Annotated in this window: 17 protein-coding genes; 1 reads left to right on the top strand and 16 read right to left on the bottom strand. The window is 67.6% G+C overall.

The annotated features are described in order from the left end of the window. Nucleotides 1-72: 72 nt before the first annotated feature. Complete coding sequence (gene dinB, locus AMD30_RS16210; protein ID WP_055476333.1) at nucleotides 73-1,281, bottom strand: DNA polymerase IV; 1,209 nt, start codon at nucleotides 1,279-1,281, stop codon at nucleotides 73-75. 128 nt (nucleotides 1,282-1,409) lie between these two features. Here dinB and AMD30_RS16205 point away from each other — a divergent pair, with 128 nt between their 5' ends. After that, a complete protein-coding gene (locus tag AMD30_RS16205; RefSeq protein WP_055476332.1) occupies nucleotides 1,410-3,131 on the top strand; it encodes a CocE/NonD family hydrolase in 1,722 nt (573 codons plus the stop codon). Nucleotides 3,132-3,200: 69 nt separating this feature from the next. On the opposite strand, the gene AMD30_RS16200 is transcribed toward AMD30_RS16205, so the two are convergent. The 15 genes from AMD30_RS16200 to AMD30_RS16130 all read right to left on the bottom strand — a co-directional run bounded on the left by AMD30_RS16200 (nucleotide 3,201) and on the right by AMD30_RS16130 (nucleotide 18,561). Continuing rightward, nucleotides 3,201-3,605 (bottom strand): VOC family protein, encoded by a 405-nt coding sequence (locus AMD30_RS16200; RefSeq protein ID WP_055476344.1) that lies wholly within the window; start codon nucleotides 3,603-3,605, stop codon nucleotides 3,201-3,203. A 163-nt stretch (nucleotides 3,606-3,768) separates the two neighbouring features. Then, nucleotides 3,769-5,109, bottom strand: a complete 1,341-nt coding sequence (locus AMD30_RS16195) for a carboxylesterase family protein (protein WP_055476331.1) — start codon at nucleotides 5,107-5,109, stop codon at nucleotides 3,769-3,771. Nucleotides 5,110-5,233: 124 nt separating this feature from the next. Beyond that, the gene (locus AMD30_RS16190; RefSeq protein ID WP_055476330.1) at nucleotides 5,234-6,061 is read right to left on the bottom strand and encodes an alpha/beta hydrolase; all 828 of its coding nucleotides are present in this window, start codon (nucleotides 6,059-6,061) and stop codon (nucleotides 5,234-5,236) included. Nucleotides 6,062-6,097: 36 nt separating this feature from the next. Further along, nucleotides 6,098-6,934, bottom strand: coding sequence for an alpha/beta fold hydrolase (locus AMD30_RS16185; protein WP_055476329.1), 837 nt, complete (start codon nucleotides 6,932-6,934; stop codon nucleotides 6,098-6,100). A 130-nt stretch (nucleotides 6,935-7,064) separates the two neighbouring features. Next, the gene (locus AMD30_RS16180) at nucleotides 7,065-7,535 is read right to left on the bottom strand and encodes an MmyB family transcriptional regulator (protein WP_231632751.1); all 471 of its coding nucleotides are present in this window, start codon (nucleotides 7,533-7,535) and stop codon (nucleotides 7,065-7,067) included. A gap of 31 nt (nucleotides 7,536-7,566) precedes the next feature. Continuing rightward, nucleotides 7,567-10,308, bottom strand: a complete 2,742-nt coding sequence (locus AMD30_RS16175) for a fumarate reductase/succinate dehydrogenase flavoprotein subunit (RefSeq protein WP_442902717.1) — start codon at nucleotides 10,306-10,308, stop codon at nucleotides 7,567-7,569. Continuing rightward, a complete protein-coding gene (locus AMD30_RS16170; RefSeq protein WP_055476327.1) occupies nucleotides 10,292-11,023 on the bottom strand; it encodes an ABC transporter ATP-binding protein in 732 nt (243 codons plus the stop codon). The genes AMD30_RS16175 and AMD30_RS16170 overlap by 17 nt, the downstream gene beginning before the upstream one ends. Nucleotides 11,024-11,058: 35 nt before the next feature. After that, entirely contained in the window at nucleotides 11,059-11,916 is an 858-nt protein-coding gene (locus tag AMD30_RS16165; protein WP_010843881.1) for an ABC transporter permease, read from the bottom strand. Beyond that, on the bottom strand, nucleotides 11,913-13,352 hold the full coding sequence (locus tag AMD30_RS16160) for an ABC transporter substrate-binding protein (protein ID WP_055476326.1): 1,440 nt from the start codon (nucleotides 13,350-13,352) through the stop codon (nucleotides 11,913-11,915). Before AMD30_RS16160 ends, AMD30_RS16165 begins: the two co-directional genes overlap by 4 nt. A 108-nt stretch (nucleotides 13,353-13,460) precedes the next feature. Then, nucleotides 13,461-13,688, bottom strand: a complete 228-nt coding sequence (locus tag AMD30_RS16155; protein WP_010843879.1) for a 4Fe-4S dicluster domain-containing protein — start codon at nucleotides 13,686-13,688, stop codon at nucleotides 13,461-13,463. After that, on the bottom strand, nucleotides 13,685-14,428 hold the full coding sequence (locus AMD30_RS16150) for a GntR family transcriptional regulator (protein ID WP_055476325.1): 744 nt from the start codon (nucleotides 14,426-14,428) through the stop codon (nucleotides 13,685-13,687). Before AMD30_RS16150 ends, AMD30_RS16155 begins: the two co-directional genes overlap by 4 nt. 247 nt (nucleotides 14,429-14,675) lie before the next feature. Further along, nucleotides 14,676-15,593, bottom strand: coding sequence for a helix-turn-helix transcriptional regulator (locus tag AMD30_RS16145; RefSeq protein ID WP_055476324.1), 918 nt, complete (start codon nucleotides 15,591-15,593; stop codon nucleotides 14,676-14,678). Then, nucleotides 15,590-16,555 carry a helix-turn-helix domain-containing protein gene (locus AMD30_RS16140; protein ID WP_055476323.1) on the bottom strand — a complete coding sequence of 322 codons (966 nt, stop codon included), beginning with the start codon at nucleotides 16,553-16,555 and terminating at the stop codon, nucleotides 15,590-15,592. The genes AMD30_RS16145 and AMD30_RS16140 overlap by 4 nt, the downstream gene beginning before the upstream one ends. 278 nt (nucleotides 16,556-16,833) lie before the next feature. Next, on the bottom strand, nucleotides 16,834-17,535 hold the full coding sequence (locus AMD30_RS16135; RefSeq protein ID WP_055476322.1) for a DUF6766 family protein: 702 nt from the start codon (nucleotides 17,533-17,535) through the stop codon (nucleotides 16,834-16,836). A 195-nt stretch (nucleotides 17,536-17,730) separates the two neighbouring features. Then, on the bottom strand, nucleotides 17,731-18,561 hold the full coding sequence (locus AMD30_RS16130) for an alpha/beta fold hydrolase (RefSeq protein WP_055476321.1): 831 nt from the start codon (nucleotides 18,559-18,561) through the stop codon (nucleotides 17,731-17,733). Nucleotides 18,562-18,693: the final 132 nt, after the last annotated feature.

Raw genomic sequence — 18,693 nt, 5'->3', positions numbered from 1 at the left:
GCGCACCCGCGGGATTTCCGGGAATTTCGTAGCGCGGATGCGCTGATAGCGCGGATTCTCGCTACGAAATCCTCAGTCGGGCAACATCGGTGCGTCGTCGCCGTGGGTCCGTCCGATGAGCACCGCGCGGGTGACGGAGTCGCGACCGAACCGCTCCTTCAGCAGATCCATCGTCGCGTCGAGCTCTTCGGCGTGGTCGGTGTCGAAGGGCAGGGTCAACTGGATGTTGTCGTGGTCGTCCAGGTTGCTCAGCGACAGTCCGACGAGGGTGCACCCCCGGTCGCGGATGATCGGCATGGCATCGGCGAGGAGACCGCGCGCCGACGCCATGATGAGGTCGGTGCGGTCGGTGGACTCGAGCAACGTGCGGGACCGGGTGGCCCGGGTGAAGTCGTCGAAGCGCAGCCGCAGCACCACCGTCCGGCAGACCCGCTCGGCCGTTCGGAGTCGTTTGCCCAGCCGCTCGACGATCGCGGTGATCGTCGCCTCGAGGTCGGCCTCGGACTTCGGTCGCCGACCGAGCGCGCGCTGCGAACCGATCGAGCTGCGCCTCTTGCCGGTCTCGACCCGCCGCGGGTCTTGCGCGAGCGACAACGCGAAGAGGTGTCTACCGGAACCTGAACCGACGATGCCGCGCAACGATCGCTCCCCGAGGGCGGCCAGTTGACCCACCGTCTCGACGCCCGCATCGTGCAGTTTGGCCTCGGTGACCGGTCCGACGCCCCACAGCCGGCGGACCGGGAGCGGATGCAGGAAGTCGAGCTCGGTACCCGGTTCGACGATGAGGAGGCCGTCGGGCTTGCCGACGGCGCTGGCGACCTTGGCGAGGAACTTGCTGCGCGCACCGCCGACCGTGATCGGCAGTCCCACCTCCTCCCGGACGCGCCGCCGGATCGTCGCCGCCACCTCGTGCGGCGTTCCGCTGATGCGACCGAGACCGCCGACATCGAGGAATGCCTCGTCGACCGAGATCCCCTCCACCACCGGAGTCGTGTCGTGGAAGATGTCGAAGACCTCGCGACTGGCCTCCATGTAGGCCTCGAATCGCGGGGACACCACTACTGCGTCGGGGCACAGTGCGCGCGCCTCGTGGCCGGGCATCGGCGATCGCACGCCGCGCGCCTTGGCCTCATAGCTCGCCGCGAGGACGACTCCCCCGCCGACGAGGACGGGTCGCCCCCGCAGTGCCGGGTCGTCCCGCTGCTCGACCGACGCGTAGAACGAGTCGAGATCGGCGTGCAGGATCGACGCGTCCCGCCGCTCCCGACGCTCGATGTGCATAGAACACATGTTCGCATGCGGGTAGGACATGCACCAGGGACCCGATCCCCTCTGCGCGGACCTGCCCCCGGCAACCGAAACCCCCGTACGGTGAGGGACGTTTCGCGCAGAGAATGCCAGGAGAATCCATGGTCCCGACACCGCCGTTCTTGCCTCACACACCGTCGGATGCCGCCGCGCTCGACCGCCCATGGCGCCGCCCCGGTGCGGCGCGGTACGCGTTGACGCGTATTCGAGGAGCCCTCCGTCCGCCGGTCGAGGTGTACACGCCCGATCCGGACTCGATGGTCATCGAGCGGGACTCCGAGGTGCTCACTCGCGACGGCACCGTCCTGCGGGTCAACGTCCACCGTCCCGTGGGCGACGGCCCGTTTCCGGTGATTCTCAGTGCTCACCCGTACGGCAAGGACAATCTTCCGACCCCGAAGCGGTTCGGCAAGGGTTACACCCTGCCGTTCCAGTACCGCGCCCTGCGGCAGACCGCGCCCGTGCGCTTCTCCTCGCTGACCAGTTGGGAGTCCCCCGATCCGGCGTTCTGGACCGCGCAGGGTTACGTCGTCGTGAACGCGGATCTGCGTGGCTGCGGCCACTCCGACGGCATCGGCAGCCCCTTTGCCGATCAAGAGGGCGAGGACGTCCACGACCTGGTCGAGTGGGCGGCCGTGCAGCCGTGGAGCGCCGGGCGGGTCGCCATGCTGGGTGTCTCCTACCTGGCGATCACCCAGTGGGAAGCGGCAGCGACCCGACCACCACATCTCGTCGCGATCGTGCCCTGGGAGGGCTTCACCGACGCGTACCGGGATCTGATGCGCCCCGGCGGCATCCGGGAAACAGGCTTCATCAAGATGTGGAGTCGGGGGGTGAAGACCAACCGTCTCGCGTACGACATCAGCACCGAGACCGCCGAACATCCCCTGCGTGACGACTACTGGCGTTCGCTCGTGCCCGACCTCGCCGCCATCGAGGTACCCGCCCTGGTCTGCGGTAGTTTCTCCGACAACAACCTGCACAGCCGCGGATCGATGCGCGGCTTCGAGAAGATCTCGTCGATCGAGAAGCATCTCTACACCCACCGCGGCGGCAAGTGGGCGACGTTCTACTCCGCGGAAGCGCAGCGAGCCCAGATCGACTTCCTCGCACGACATCTGGGAGAGGACTCCACCGCGCCGCAATTGCCGGCGGTCCGACTCGAGGTCCGCGAGAGCCGGGACGCGGTGGTCGACGTCCGCGACGAGAGCCGGTGGCCGCCGGCCTCGACGCAGTGGACCTCGCTGTTCGTCGGCTCCGAAGGGCTCACATCCGATGAGCCCGACGCCGGTTCGATCTCCTTCGATCCAGCAAAAACCGCTGTGCGCTTCGGTATCACGTTCGGCGCCGACACCGAGATCTGCGGGCCGGCGGCGCTGCGCCTGTTCGTCTCCGTCACCGACGCCGACGACGTCGACCTGTTCGTCGGACTCGAGAAGTGGCATGGCACAGAGTACGTTCCGTTCGAGGGTTCCTACGGCTTCGGCCGTGACCGGATCACCACCGGCTGGCTGCGCGCTTCCCTGCGCGAGCTCGACCCCGCCCTGTCCACGCCCCACGCACCCGTCCCCACCTACGAACGCCGCCAACCCCTCGAGCCGGGCGAGATCGTGCAGGTCGACGTCCCGCTCGGCCCGTCCGCCACTGCATTCCGGCACGGCGAACAATTACGGTTGGTCATCGCCGGCCGTTGGTTGTGGCCGCGAAACCCGCTCACCGGCAATGCACCCGCGGCTTATGAAAGCGGTTCCCGTGGGCGGGCCACCGTGCACTGGGGACCGGACGCCCCGTCCCGGCTACTCGTGCCGGTCACCAGGGGGTGAGCGAGGATCGAACCGGCCGGACCTGCCGAAGTGCCAAGTGCCGAGTGCCAGTGCCAAGTGCCGAGTGCGTCAGCCTTCCATGGCCGAGAGATCCATGTACGAGACCTCCCAGGCGTGGCCGTCGAGGTCACGGAAGCTCCGCCCGTACATCCAGCCGTGGTCCTGGGTGTCCTGCCAGGCACTTCCACCGGTCGCGAGTGCCTTGTCCACCAGGGTGTCCACGGCTTCGCGCGACTCGGCCGAGATGGCCAGCAATACCTCGCGGTCCTTCGCGGTGTCCGTGATCCCCCCGGTGATGAAGCCCTGGAACTTCTCGGGCGTCATGAGCATCACGAACGACGATTCGCTGACCACCAGGCACAACGTGGTGTCGTCGCAGAAGTCGTTGTTGAACTCGAAACCCAGGCCGGTGAAGAACTCCCGGGTCGCCGGGATGTCGGTGGCGGTGGTGTTGACGAACAGCATGCGAGACATCGTGTTTCCCTTTCCGTGGCGCCCCCGTGGTGGGGCGGTCGTCATGATGGACACGCCCCGCGGCGAAAACTCATCGCCGAATCGATTCGCCGGCGACCTGTGGTGTGAGTGCGGACATGGCAGCCCGGGCAAAGCGCCCGACGTCGCTCCGAGATGCCGCAGGTCACGGGAACCGGATCAGACCGGGCACGTCGCCCGGTGAGGTCCACCCGTTCCGGGCGAAATCGGCCCAGATCCGGCGGAGCTGCCGACCGTCTCGCTCAGCCCGGTCGGCGTCGTGTCCGGCCAGGATGGGAGCCCCTGCCCAGATCTCCGGACTTCCGAACAGCAACGGGATGTCGACGGTGTGCACCGCGCGGAGTGGGTGATCGTCGGCACCCCAGTCGATGACGTACTGGGCGGCCTTACCACCGGCCCGCCGGTGTCGCCGAGCGAAGCGATCGGCCGCAGAGGTGTAGATGGCACTCGTTAGTTGATGAACGAGGCACTCGTACAGGCGGGAACCGACCACCGGCACCGCGGGCAACGACGACACCCCACCGATGGCAGCGGTGAAGAACCCGGCCTCACGGCTGTTCCAACCGATCAAGACCTCGACATCCCGGGCACGCTCCGCCCACACCGCGTCCACCTCGCTCTCAGGCGGCAGCGGATGATGACCGTACTGCGGCCCGAAAGACATGAACGCCGGTAGTCCGTGTCGTAGAATCGCTTTCGGAGCCATCATCGAATCCTGAACGGCGAGGACCTCCTCGACCGTGGCGGATTCCGACACCGTGTGCGACGCGGCGAACATGTCGGCATGCAACCGCTCGCGCCGGCGGGTGATGCCGAGCGGCGCGCTCTGGATGATGGCGCGGTGGAACAGACCCGGCACACCGTCGGCCGCCATCAGCTGCGCGATCGCGTCCCCGCCCGCCGATTCGCCGAACACGGTGACCGCGTCGGGATTTCCGCCGAATGACGAGATGTTCCGCTGCACCCAACGCAGCGCCTCGATCATGTCGAGCACGCCGAGATTCGCAGGGCGCGTGACGCCGTCGCCGAGGAAACCGAACAGACCGAGGCGATAGGTCACCGACACCACGATCACCCGCTGCTCGGCGACCAGCGCCGCCGGGTCGTGGCAGGGAGCGTCGGCGGCGCCGATGATGTAGGACCCGCCGTGTATCCAGACCATCACCGGGAGCAGCTCGTCAGGTCCCCGATCCACCGGCACCGTGACCGACACGTACTGCGCGTGCTCGTCGCCGACCATCTCGCCCAACGCGGCGTCGCCGAAGGTGTTGTGGACGATCCCCTCACCGTCGCGCTGCGGGCATGCCGGAGACCACGACGTCGCGTCGATCGGCGCGGCGGCCGGTGGCTGCGGGGACGGTTGCTCGAAGCGCGCCGCATGCGCGTAGCGAATACCCGTGGCGCGGAGGACCTGTCCGTCCACGCGAGCCATGATCGTCCCGGCGGGGCACTCGAAGGTCGGGCTCGTCAGGGGTGGCTCAGTCATACCGGTGAGCCCTCATGGGTTCGCTGTCTGCGGACGTCGCGCGTGGCACGGGATCCACGCTACATGCGGTCGGCGACCATCACAGGTGAGCCGAGCATGGTCGCCCGGCCGGGCCCGGGACCACTCAGCTCGGCAACGCCGCCCGCCCGGAGTGCTCCTCGGCCCACCGGAGCGCATGGTCGGCGACCTTCTCCCACCCCGGCTCACCGCAGGTCCAATGGGATCGTCCGGGGAACTCGTGATACTCCGTCACCGCCTTCGACCGACGGTACTTCTTCGCGTTCGACTTGTTGACCGCCGGCGGCATGATGTGGTCGGCCCCGCCGGCGATGAACAGCAGCGGTGCACGGTCGTCGCTCCGGTAGTCCACCCAGGTCTCCTGATGTCCCGGTGTGAGGTTCGCGAAGACGCCGTACTTCCACACCCACGACCCGGGGGCGGCAATCGCGTACCGGTCGTATACCGCGCGCGAATCCTCGTCGCTCAGTGTGTTGGTGAACGCGTAGTGCCACTCCGCGGGTGTGAATCCGGCGGCCTTGTGCCGGTTCGAGAAGCGCTTGAGGATCGGGAGCAGCGATCGCACTTGTGAGAGCGGTTGCGCGCGTACACCTTCGGTCGGCGCCGAGTCGATCACCACGGCGGCCGCGCCCAGACCGCGCGCGACCAGCAGCTGCGTGAGGACGCCTCCGAAGGAGTGGCCCATGATGATCGGCGGCGTCGGCAGCGCACGGATGATCTCGGTGAGATGGTCGACGGTCGCGGGCACGGTGAGGTTCGCGATCACATCGGAGTTCTCGCGCAGCGCCTCGACCTCCACCTCGAAGCCGGGATAAGCGGGCGCGATGACCCGATACCCCTTGTCCTGGTAGTAGGTGATCCACTCCTCCCAGGACCGGGGCGTGACCCACAGGCCGTGGATGAGGACGATGGTGTCGGGGGACGGTGTGGTCATGTGTTGTCTCCGTTTGTCGATGGTCGGGGTGTGGGCTCAGCGGGCGGTGTAGGTGTCGAGGAAGGTGAGCAGATCGTCGTTGAGCTCGTCCTTGTGCGTGTCGGTGATCCCGTGTGGCGCACCGGGGTAGACCTTCAGTTCGGCGCCCGCGATCTGGGCGGCGGACGCCTTGCCGCCCACCTCGAACGGCACCACCTGATCGTCGTCACCATGGATGACGAGGGCAGGCACGTCCACGGTGTCGAGGTCGGCGCGGAAGTCGGTGGCCGAGGACGCGGCGATGCTCTCGTAGGCGTTGTGGGCGCCGGCCTGCAGGCCCTGCCGCCAGAAGGCGTCGCGCATCCCCTGTGACGGATTCTGACCGGGGCGGTTGTTGCCGAAGAACGGCCCGTCGGCGAGATCCCGGTACGTCTGCGAACGATCGGCGGTCGACGCCGAACGGATGCCGTCGAACACCTCGATCGGAACCCCGCCGGGATTGTCGTCGGTCTTCAGCATGAACGGGGGCACCGCGGAGACCAGCACCAGTTGCGCCACCCGATCGGTCCCGTGCCGCCCGATGTAGCGCGTGACCTCGCCACCACCGGTGGAGAATCCGACGAGCGTGAGCTCCTCCAGATCGAGGTGCCGGATCAGTTCCGCGAGATCATCGGCATACGTGTCCATCTCGTTGCCGGACCAGGTCTGTGACGACCGTCCGTGCCCGCGTCGATCGTGTGCGATGGCCCGATATCCGTTCTGCGCCAGGAAGAGCTGTTGCGACTCCCAGCTGTCGGAGTTCAGCGGCCACCCGTGGCTGAGAACGACCGGGCGTCCGGCACCCCAGTCCTTGTAGTAGATCTCGGTTCCGTCGAGTGTGGTGACGTACGGCATGGCCCCTCCGAGTCCTCCGGTGTCGATGTGGGATCACCGTAGGAGCAAACCGGTTCGCGAAACGTGTCGAGGGTGCACTGTTCTGTGCTGTCCGTGACGCGGCACGGTCGTGGAGGCGGCCGGCGATGCGCTAGTCGGACGCGGCTCCGACGCCGGTCGGCCCCGGATGCAGGGCTCCGATCCGCAGCGTCAACAATCTGCTCTCGCTCACCGATCCTGGTTCTGGCTGGTAGACGATGAGTTGCCGGCCCGGCGCGCTCATCACGGCAAAGGCGTGGAAGCTCACGGTGATGTCGCCGACCCTCTCGTGCCTGAGGGTCTTGACCTCGGCGGTCTTGGGCGCAACGTCGTACTGCTCCCACAACCGGTCGAACTCGTCGTCCGTCCGCAGTTCCTCGATGAGCGCGGCCCGCTCCTGGGGTGACGGGTGCTGGTGCATCGTCGCCCGGAGCGATGCGACACTCGACTGCGCCGACCGGTCCCAGTCCGCGAAGAAGCGTCGTCCGGCCGGATCGAGGAAGACGTTTCGGGCATAGTTCCGGTTGTCGCCGAACGAACTGAAGAGCGCCTCGGCCTTCAGGACCGACGAGCATGACCTCACGTTTGTGAACTCAGTCCGGGCGGGCAGTGACTCAGTGTGGGACGAACGAACTCGCGAGGCTCCGCCGTACCGCGGCGCGCACGTCGGCGTCGGGATCGTCCGCGGCGGATTCGAGGATTCGCCGGACGTTGGGATCGTCACCCCAGTCCGCGAGGGTGAGGGCAGCGGCACGCCGGACGTCGTTGTGAACGTCCGCGAGAGCTGCGTCCAGGGCCTGGACCGTCGTCTCGTCCCTCGCGACCGACAACCCGCGCGCCGCGCCGACGCGCACCTGCCACGCGGTCTCCCGCAACGCCCGGACCAGGATCGGGCCGTCGGCGGCGCCGTCACCGACCACCGCCATCGCCGAGAAGGCCGCAGCCCGCACGAGCGGATCGCGGTCGGCACCGAGCCGACGCACGGCCTCCGCACCACCGGCACCGATCGTCGCCAGTCCCTCGGCCACCGCGATGCGGACCTCACGATCGGGATCCGATGCCAGGCCGGCGATCAGGCCGGACTCGTCGCGCGACACCAGCGCCCGGATGGCCTCGATGCGCACTCGGTGGTGGGGATCTCCGGTTGCGGTGACGAACAGGTCGACACGGTCGGCGCGCACGGCGCGGAGCAGGTCGATGACGGTCGCCCGGACGACCGGGTCGGTCGATTCCACGTGACCGGCGAGGGCCGACACGAACTCCACCGTCGGATCGATGATCTCCACCAGTTCCCGCAGACCCTGCGTGGCCGCGCCCCGGACGGACCCCACGGAATCCGACAGCGCCCCGACGACGGCCATCTCGAATCCGTCCGGTGTGTTCTCGGTCAGCATCGCGATCGCGGTCCGGCGGACGGTCGGGTCCGGGTCTTCCAGGTAGGGATCGAGGTCCGACGCGTGTGTCACCGACGTCCCGAGCAGTTCGACGATCCGAGGCGAACCCGGTGCGGCCGGTTCTGCGTCCCGCGGAGAAACACGGACCGGGCTCTCGACACCGCGGTACCCCGGCCCCGTCGACACGACCGGCTGTTCGATCGCGATCACCCTACGGTCGGTGGGCGGGATGTGGTCCAGGCCCTCGACCCCGACCAGGAACGGCTCCACCGGCCGTCCGAGGAACTCCATCATGCCGTCTGCCGCCTTGCGGACGTTCAGGTGGTAACCCCACTCGTCGTCCCGGCGCTCGGGTAGATCGGCGCGCTCGTGATAGAGGCCCCAGCGACTCTCGGTGCGCGTCAACGAACTCCGCGCGGCCAGCTCGGCGCAATCGCGGATGAACGACACCTCCGCGCATCGCATCAGCTCGTGCGGGGTCCGCCCGCCCATCTCCTCGATCTCGGTGCGCATGCGCTCGAAGGTCTCGATGGCGATGGCCAGCTTGTTCGACGTCTTCGGCGGCGCCACATAGTCGTTGACGAAGCGGCGCAGCTTGTACTCCACTTGCGGTTGCGGAGGCCCATCCGGATGGGTGAGCGGCCGGTAGATGAGCTCGTGGGCCTCTCGCAGCTGGTCCATCGGCAGTTCCGCGGGCGCTGTCAGGTCGCGAGCGGTGTCACTGGCGTGTTGACCGGTGAGTTCGCCGTACACGAACGCGCCGATCATGTAATTGTGTGGCACGCAGGCGAGGTCACCCGCTGCGTATAGGCCGTCGACGGTGGTGCGCCCGTGTTCGTCCACCCAGACCCCCGATGCGGAGTGTCCGCTGCACAGGCCGATCTCGGAGATGTGCATCTCGATGTCGTGGGTCCGGTAGTCGTGTCCGCGGTTGCTGTGGAACGTTCCCCGCGTGGGCCGCTCCGTGGTGTGCAGGATCGACTCGAGGGAGTCCAGCGTCTCGTCGGGAAGGTGACTCACCTTGAGGTAGATGGGACCCCGGGCGGATTCGATCTCCGATTTCACCTCCGCCATCATGTCGCCGGACCAGTAGTCGGAGTCGACGAAACGCTCACCCTCGGCGTTCACCTGGTATCCGCCGAACGGGTTCGCCACGTAGGCACACGCGGGACCGTTGTAGTCCTTGATCAGCGGGTTGATCTGGAAGCACTCGATACCACTGAGCTCGGCGCCGGCATGGTAGGCCATCGAGTACCCGTCGCCGGCGTTCGTCGGGTTCTCGTAGGTGCCATAGAGGTAGCCGGACGCGGGCAGGCCCAACCGGCCGCACGGTCCCGTCGCGAGGATCACCGTCTTCGCGCCGATCTCCACGAATTCACCGGTGCGCGTGTGTAATGCGGCCGCGCCCACAGCACGGCCGTTCGCCGTCAGGACCCGCACGGGCATCAGCCGGTTCTCGATGGTGATCTTCTCGCGCATGTCGCGCTTGCGCAGGACCCGGTAGAGCGCCTTCTTCACGTCCTTGCCTTCGGGCATCGGCAACACGTACGCCCCTGACCGGTGTACCCGCCGGACCGCGTACTCCCCGTACTCGTCCTTCTCGAACTTCACGCCATAGCGTTCCAGCCGCCCGATCATCGCGAAACCTCGAGTGGCCGTCTGATACACCGTCTTCTGGTTCACGATGCCGTCGTTCGCCCGGGTGATCTCGGCAACGTAATCCTCAGGCGTCGCCTTACCGGGGATGACGGCGTTGTTCACCCCGTCCATTCCCATCGCGAGCGCCCCGGAGTGGCGGACGTGCGCCTTGTCCAGCAGCAGAACGGTTGCGCCGTTCTCGGCGGCGGTGAGGGCGGCCATCGTCCCGGCCGTGCCGCCGCCGATGACCAGCACGTCGCAGTCGAGTCGAGTGCGATCGTCGATCTCTGGGATGTCCACGGCTGGTTCACTTCTCCAATGCATCGAGGATGGTGCGGCGTAACCGCAGTGTCGCGTCGTCGCCCCGCCGCCGCGGGTCGCGTGGGTGCGGGATGTCGACGACAGCGCGGACAGGTTCGCCTGCGCGGCCGAGCACGACCACCCGGTCACCCAGGAGCAGCGCTTCGTCCACGTCGTGGGTCACGAACACGACGGTCGAGGGGTGACCGGACAGGGTGTGCAGCAGCAGTTCCTGCATGGAGGTCCGTGTCTGCGCGTCGAGAGCGCCGAAGGGCTCGTCCATCAGAACCGCTCTCGGCGACCCGGCGAGTCCGCGGGCGAGCTGCACGCGCTGACGCATCCCGCCGGACAACGACTTCGGCAGGTGGTCGCCGAAGCCGTCCAGGCCGATCTCGGCGATCCACTGCTCGGCCTGCTCCCGGCGCTGCTGCCGCGGAATTCCGCGTAACGTCAACGCCAGCATGATGTTCCCTCGCACGGTCCGCCAGGGATGCAGGGCGTCGTCCTGGAACACCATGGCCCGATCCCGCGACGTGGTCGAAACCAGATCGCCGTCGGCCAGGATGCGTCCACCCCGAACCGGTAGCAGGCCCGCGATCGCACGCAGGAGCGTGGACTTTCCGCACCCTGACGGCCCGGTCAGGACGACGATCTCGCCGGCGCCCACGACGAGGTCGAGGCCCTCGATCACCGTCGACTCGCCGTACCCGATGCGGATGTCGGCGAGGTCGAGCCGCATCGCGCTGGCCGAGTCCCGTCTCGTCGTCGCAGTGCTCACCGTTGCTCCTGCCCTCGCGGCAGCCACCGGGTGACCCGCCGGCCGAACAGCTCGATCAGCCCGGACGTCAGGGCGCCGAGCACCCCGATGGTCAGCATCCCGACGAACACCTGCGGGTAGTCGACCACTGTGTACGCCTGCCAGGTGCGGTATCCGACGCCGAACCGGCCCGAGATCATCTCGGCGGAGATGAGGCAGATCCAGGCGACGCCGACGCCGACGGACAGTCCGCTGAACACGCCCGGGGCGATGCCGGGCAGGATCACCCGGATCACGACGTCTCGACGCGTGCCGCCCATCGTCCGGACCGAGTCCTCCCAGATCGTGGGCAGCGCCCGGACGGCATGCCGGGTCGCGACGAGGATGGGGAAGAACGCCGCCGCGAAGGTGATGAAGACCATGCCGGCCTCGTCGGTCGGCAACACCAGGATCGCGACCGGAACCAGCGCGATCGCCGGGATCGGGCGGAGAACCTCGGTGAGTGTGCCCGCCGTGAGTCTGGCCGCCCTGGAGCGTCCGAGAGCGATGCCCACCGGGATGCCGACGAGGACCGCCAGCGCGAATCCCGTACCGATCCTGATCAGTGACTGCCCGAGATCCAGGTAGTACTGGCCGGTGCCGAGAGCGCCCCAGAACGCGTGGGCGACATCGGTGAGTGAGGGAATGGTGTCGAACCTGGCCCACAGGACCACATCGTGGGTCGTCAGCAGCTGCCAGAGAACCCCGGCCGTCACCAGGACCAGTAGTCGTACTCCCCACTGCCAGAGTCGATTCGATCCGTCCCGGGTCCGTGCTGTCGCCTCGTCGGAAACCACGTCGTCGACGGGAAGCCGGGCGACCGTCGCGGTGGTCATGACGCGACCTCGGCGAGTGCCTGCTCATAGGTCACGTCGACGGCACCGGGATGCGTCGCCCGATACTGCCGCGCGCTGTCCAGGGTGGTGAATGCGACGTACCGGTTGGCCTCCCGCAGCCAGACCGCCTTGTCGGCGAACCAGCGGGTCCCCAGCTGCGGGTCGGAGATGTACGCGGCCCGGACTTCCTGTCCTTGTCGCCGAGCCCGATCGACCGCACGCAGCAAGCAGGTCGGATCGGCGGCGGGCTGCGTCCGCTCCTGCCCGCGCAGCCAGATCTCACCGGCGGTGGCCGGGTCGACCTCGACCTCGCAGACCGGGTCGTCGCCACGGATGACGGAGGCGTTGCCGGTGCGATTCACTGCTTCCGAGTAGTCCGCGCCGGCCGCGGAGAAGGTCTCCTGCAACGGCCCGGGTTCGACGAAGGTGTCCAGGTCGATCTCGTGGGGGAAGCTGCCGATCGATTTCAGGTAGGGAACATCGTTTCGTAATGCCTCGACGAGGTTCGGCTTGATACCCGGGTTGAAATCCGTTCCGCCCGGGCCGTTGTAGAGGTAGACGACCTCGGCCGGCAGCCCACTGTTCTCCGCGACGAGCTGGGCCGCGGCGAGTGGGTCGCGGCTCAGGGACTCGGTCGAATCGAGCTGCGCCCGCAGGAATGCCGCGACCACATCGGGATTCTCCCGCGCGTAGGCAGATCTCGCGACCACTCCGTGCAGCGTCGGGACACCGAGCTGAGCCCCGTCGTAGAGCAACCGGGCCTTGTCCTGGAAGACCAGCAGACCGGGCCAAGCCACGAACTGGGCGACGGCATCCACCTTGCCCGACTCCAGCGCCGACGCCCCGACCTGTGGTTGCTGGTTCTGCACCTGCACCCCAGTCGTGGGGTCGATTCCCGCACGGTCGAGAGCCTGCACGAGAGTCCCGTGACCCGCCGATCCGACGCTGGCCGAGATCGACTTCCCGCGCAGCTCGTCGATCGTCGTGGCCGGCGAATTCGGCGGCACCACAACCATGTTCAACGAACCCCGCGCGCTGGACCCCGTGACCGACAACATCTCGGTTCGGGTCGCCTCCTCGGCACCGGCCCGGGACCCGTTGATCAGCAACGGATAATCACCCATCGATCCGATGTCGATCTTGCCCGCAACCATCCCGGTCGTGATCGGTGCGCCGGTGTCGTAGTCCTGCCACTCGACCGTGTACTTCTGGCCGGTCCGCTCGGTGACCTCGGCGAGTCGCTTCTCGAACTGGCCCTCCGCGCGGAGGAGGGTGCCCGCCGTCACGGTGTTGATCGTCTTCGACTGGTAGCCGACGACGACCCGGACCGCGTCGGAATCACCGGTGTCCTCCAGCGAACAGGCCGCACTGCCAAGAGCAACAGCGAGGGTGACGGTGATCGCCGCCAGTTGTCGGGATCGGAGACGTGTTCTCATCGGGTGTCCTTCGGGCTGGGACCGGGGATGGAGGAAGTGCGGGACAGATGACGGCATGGGCCATTGCCGCCGGTTGCGTTGTGGCGCCGGCGGTGTGGGCGGGAGAACTCAGCGGAGGAGGTAGGGCATGTTGACGGTGACCGCACCCGTCGGGCACCGGACCGCACACGGGCCGCAGTACCAGCACTCGTCGACATGCATGAAGGCCTTGCCCGATTCCGGGTTGATGGCCAGCGAGTCCAGTGGACAGACCTCGACGCAGAGGGTGCAACCCTCGATGCACAGGGATTCGTCGATGGTGACCGGTACGTCGACCCGGTTGTTGACCTGGCTCATGATCCGGCCACCTCACGCCGAGCGGTGCTCCGCAGGCAGACACGGTCGCTACGCATCCGGATGTACTCGAGGTCGACGGGCCGACTCTCGTGAGCGAGGTGGGTCAGTCGTTCGAGGAGCAGAAGCGATGTCCCCGAACCGATCTCCAGGTGTGCGGCCGAATGCGGATCGGCATCGACCGCCTCGACCGTCATCGTCGCGTGTCCGAGCGGTCCGCCGGAGATCTGTTCGAGCAGCGTGAACACGTCGTTGTTCTCGAGGTCGTGCTCGAGCAGCGGGATCCCGAAGTCCGGCACGAGGTAGGTGATGTCCAGGCTGATCGGCTCGTCGTCGAGGTAGCGGAGCCGTTCGATGTAGACGGCCTGCGCATCGTCGAGTTGCAATCGCCTCGCCACCGCGCGCGGGGCGTCGACGAGGGTGGCGATCTTGACCGTGTTGCGTACCTCGCCGTGCATGCGGAACGTCTCCTTCAATCCCTGCAGCGCATCGAGACCGTGGTCGAGCTTTCGGGCCACCACATGGGTGCCGACCCGGGGCGCGCGCTCGATCAGTCGCTCTTCCGTGAGGATCGCGAGCGCATCCCGGATGGTGTTGCGGGAGACATTGAAGTCGGCGATGAGTGCGCGTTCGTCCAGCGAGTCGGCGAGGTCGCCGTCGTGGATCTGGCGCCGGAGGACGTCGGCGACCATACGGGCGTTGTCCGCCCGAAGCCGTCCGGCTGCTGTGGTCCTGAGCTGCATGGATGGCACGATAACGCGATCACGTCGACTCTGGGATCACTGTTGCCGGCGCTGGTCGCGCCCCCACCGCAATGCGCCACCGGTGATGCGCGCTGACCTGCGAGCCACGCTCGGGCGCGGGGCATTGCGCCACCCTCGCCGCCCGCGGCCGCTTTAGAATCACTCCGCACGCAATGTGGCGCCGGCCACCTCCGACGCGGCGCCGGATGGGTGGCCGGGCAGCCCGGGGTCGAAAGGCACCGCAGATTCAGGACACCGCGTTGTCGCGGCGCCACTGCGACGGCGAGATCCCGTACGCGGCCCGGAATCGCTTGGCGAAATGGGTGGCGTCGCTGAAGCCGTGGGCTCGGGCGACTGCCGGGATGGTCAGGTGTCGACGGACCACGAGTGCGTCCCGGGCGCGGTCCAGTCGCCGGCGGATGATGTAGTCGTTCAGCCGGCCCTCTGCAGAAGGCCACTCGGAGTACAGCTTCCGGGTCGACACGTGGTGGGCGGCTGCGATTGTGTCCGCGCACAGCCCGGGGTCGGTGAGATGAGCATCGATGTGGTTCTTCACCGAAATGACCAGCTCCGACGGTTGCGGCTGGTCACCGGCGTCGAGCGCCGTGAGGAGCAGGGACCTGACCACGGCACTGGTCGGAGCGGCCAGATCCGGGAGCAACTCGGGACAGTCCGCTGCCAGACGCCTCAGATGCAGGACGTGATCACGGACGAAGCCGAGCAGCGGGTTGGCGTCGCGCAGGCGATCGAGACCGCGCCGGACTGTTTCGGGAGCAAGTCCCAACCATCCCTGCGGCACCTGCAACGCCACGATCGAACCCGGGCCGTGAGCACGGAAATCGAAGGGCGACAACACATCGACGACGGTGAGTCCGCGTGGACTCGCCTCCTCGCCGGGGCCGCGACGAAGCGTCCAGCCATCGTCTCCGGGCACCGCGACCACGAGTGCCACCTCGGCTCGGCCACGGTGGGATCGTTTGCGGGACAGAGTGATCCCTTGATGGTCGGCAATGGTCAACCACATGCCCTCACCCATCGGCCAGTGCGTCGCGGTCGGCGCGTCTGGGTGACGTTCGGGTGCGACCACCGCCTCGACGCCCCTGACGTCGCGCCACGGCCCGCATCGGGAACCCTCCGGACCGGCCTGTGTCTGACCGGTGATCACGGGCTGTTCTCCTGCGCCAGGGACATCACCCGCCATGCTCTCGGTGTCATGCCGTACATCTCACGGAACCGGCGGCCGAGGAAGGACGGGTTGGTCACTCCCCACCGACGTCCGATGAGCGCGACCGACTGATGCCGGGTCTCCGGTCGGGCGAGATCGTCGCGGATACCCTCCAGGCGGCACGCGATGATCCACTGTTCGAGTCCGAAACCCGCGTCCGCGCAGAGCCGGAACAGCTTTCGGACCGAGATCCCGTGCGCGTCGGCGATCATCCCGGCCGAGAGCTGAGGATCGCCGAGATGCCGCCGCACGTAACCGCGGATACGCGGCAGGAGAACGGCTGCCATCGCGTGGCGCGCGTAATCCGGGTCGTAGGCCGACGCCAGCAACGCCCGGGCGATGTCGATCACGGACGATCCGATGGCCTCTGCCGCAATCGGGTTCGTTGCCAGCACGTCACCGTTGTTCGCCATCGCCCCGATCCGGTCGGTCATCAGCGAACAGAGCGGACTCGACGCCAGCCGGCCGGCCGCGCCGCGGATGACCTCGTGGGGGAGGTCGAGTTGTTCGAGCGGGATGTACAGGGCCTGTGATGAGCCCCTACCCGGCCAGTAATAGTCGTAGGGGGTGTTCAGGTCGCACAACATCATGTCACCGGCCCGCAGCAACTGCTGACTTCCGTATTGATCGAATCCGCCGACGCTGCGCTCCTGGACCGCGAGCGCCAGCACCTCCGACGGGCCGCTGCGGATCTGCGCCGGACTGCGCGACAGCCGGAGTCCGGTGAGGTACGAACGAAAGATGCTGGTGTCGCCGTACGGGATGCGCTCCAACGTCGCGTCCGTACGAAGCGGGTCGTCGAACTCCACCGAGGTCGGCCATATCTGGTCGAGAAACGCCGAGTAGGTCGCCTCACGCCGGTCCTTCTCCGTCACTTCGTGCGAGGCGAAGACGATGGCCATGCCCGGACCCCCTCAGCTCCGAATGTTCGCCGTGCGACGACGGGTGATCGAACAGGAAGAATACCGGCGAACACGGTGCGACGGCGGGGTTGCCGCCGGTCACGGCACAATTCCGCCTCACCCCGGCGCGACGACTCCCGCCAGAATGCGCACCGCTCAAACGCTCCGCCGCGCGGTGTGCGCCACCGCGACTTCCGCCGACACCGATCCGGCGTGCGGCCGCCCATGCGCGTCCTCGACAGGGACGCACGTCCGTGGTCGCGAGCCGCCGTCGCCGTTCACGAACCCGTCTCGGTATGGGGGTCTGCGACCGGCTTGGACTCGGCAGAATTCCGCTGGCGCAGGAAGATCGACAGGACGACGATCGCGGCGACCGCGATGAACTCACTCTGCCAGTTCTGCATGGACTCGAACCAGAACTGCGAAGTGGTCAAATAGCGCCACACCGATACGGCCGCCTCACCGTGTTCCTGCTGCTCGGCACTGTAGGCACGGGCACCGCCGACCGCGTGCAGTGCCAATGAGGCGAAGAAGAGTGCGAAGAATGCTATGGCCAGCGAGTTCTCGTAGATCTTGAGTACCCATCCGCCGCGACGGACCGGCCACGGCGTGCGGGGCTGATCAGACCCGTGAGGGTCGGCGTCTTGGGGTGCGTCGCCGTCGACGGGTTTCGATTCGGAGGATCCGCGCTGGAACAGGAACGCGGTGAGAACCACGTACATGGCCATCTGGAGGAACTCGGATTCCCAGTTCTCGAAGGTCGCCTCGATGAAGTCGCCGGTGAGGAAGTAGCCGAGAAACGACACCTGTCCGGAGCCGCCGTGGGAGAGCTGCTCGGCGTTGTAGACCTGCCAGCCGGACACGGCCATTCCGACGAAGAACACTGCGAACAGGAGCATGCACGTGATGAACAGGCCGTTGTCGCGCAGCCGGCGACTCGTCCGCTCGCCGAGCAGTGATAGCGAATCTCCTCCAACCATGCTGTCAGAGCTTATCGAGTCCGACCGCTGACGACGGCGAACATCCAGGTCACGACCCGCGAAGACGCTGTGCAACCCCGGCCCCGGTTCCGGCCGGCTCACGCCGACGGGACGATCGGGATCGACGAGGACGAGGTCCCGGCCCAGGTCGATCGATCGCCTGAGCCGGGGCCATCACGCCGGCAGTCAGTCCGGCTACGTCGCGTCGACCGCTCGGAGGACGATCCGCGAGACGGCGTCGGGTCGCGAGACCAGCGAGGCGTGGGATGCGTTGACCTCGGAGGTGCGACCGGGCGCGGCCCGTCCGGCCATGAATCGCTGCAGCGCCGGGGGGATCACCCGATCCTGTTGTGAGACGAGGTACCAGCTGGGCACCCGCGACCACGACGGCGGTCCCGACGGTTCCAGGTTGGCGCGGAGAGCCGCCGACTTCTGGTGCGCGAACATGTCGGCGGCGACCGCGGGCGTCACGTCCTGGGCGAAGATGTCCCGGAAGTACGGGCGTGCGATGTAGCCGTCGACGTTGCGTCCGGCCAGTCCGGTGGGGTCGTTCTCGACGACCTTGAGTTGCAGAGCGGGGGGCAGCAACCGGCTGCCCGGGTAGGTGATCGGGTTCAGCAGCCCTTGGACGAACTCGCCGGTGGTGGGTGCGAAGGCGGCGATGTAGACGTTGGCGCGGACGTCGGGGTCCTGGGTGTTGGTGATGACGAAGCCGCCGTAGGAGTGTCCGACAAGCACGATGGGCCCGTCGATCGTCGCGAGCTTCTTCTCGAGTTGCGCGGAGTCGTACACCGGAGACCGGAGGGGGTTGTCGAAGGTCTGCACCGCGAGTCCGCGGCCGCGCAGGTCCTGCGCGACGTCACGCCAGCCCGACGAATCCGCGAACGCCCCGTGTACCAGGACCACTGTCGGTGCGGTCGGCTGGGCCTCGGCCGGAACCACCGACAGGCCGGCGGCCGTGGCCACCAATGTCGAGACGAGCAGTGCCCGTCCGGCCAGTTTTCGAAGTGCGGTCCTGGGGTTCATGTCGGCGGCCTTTCCACGAGTCAACGGGGGTCGAGGTGGACCTTAACCACTCCCGCTGCCACGCATCTGGTCACGAGCGCACGGTTCTGTGCTGACCGCGCACGGCCCGATCTCGCGGCGCCGGTACCGACT

The organism is Gordonia sp. HS-NH1 (genome assembly GCF_001418765.1).
Taxonomy (GTDB): domain Bacteria; phylum Actinomycetota; class Actinomycetes; order Mycobacteriales; family Mycobacteriaceae; genus Gordonia.
The sequence above is the reverse complement of the archived record's forward strand: the minus strand, read 5'-3'. Positions and strand labels throughout refer to the sequence as shown.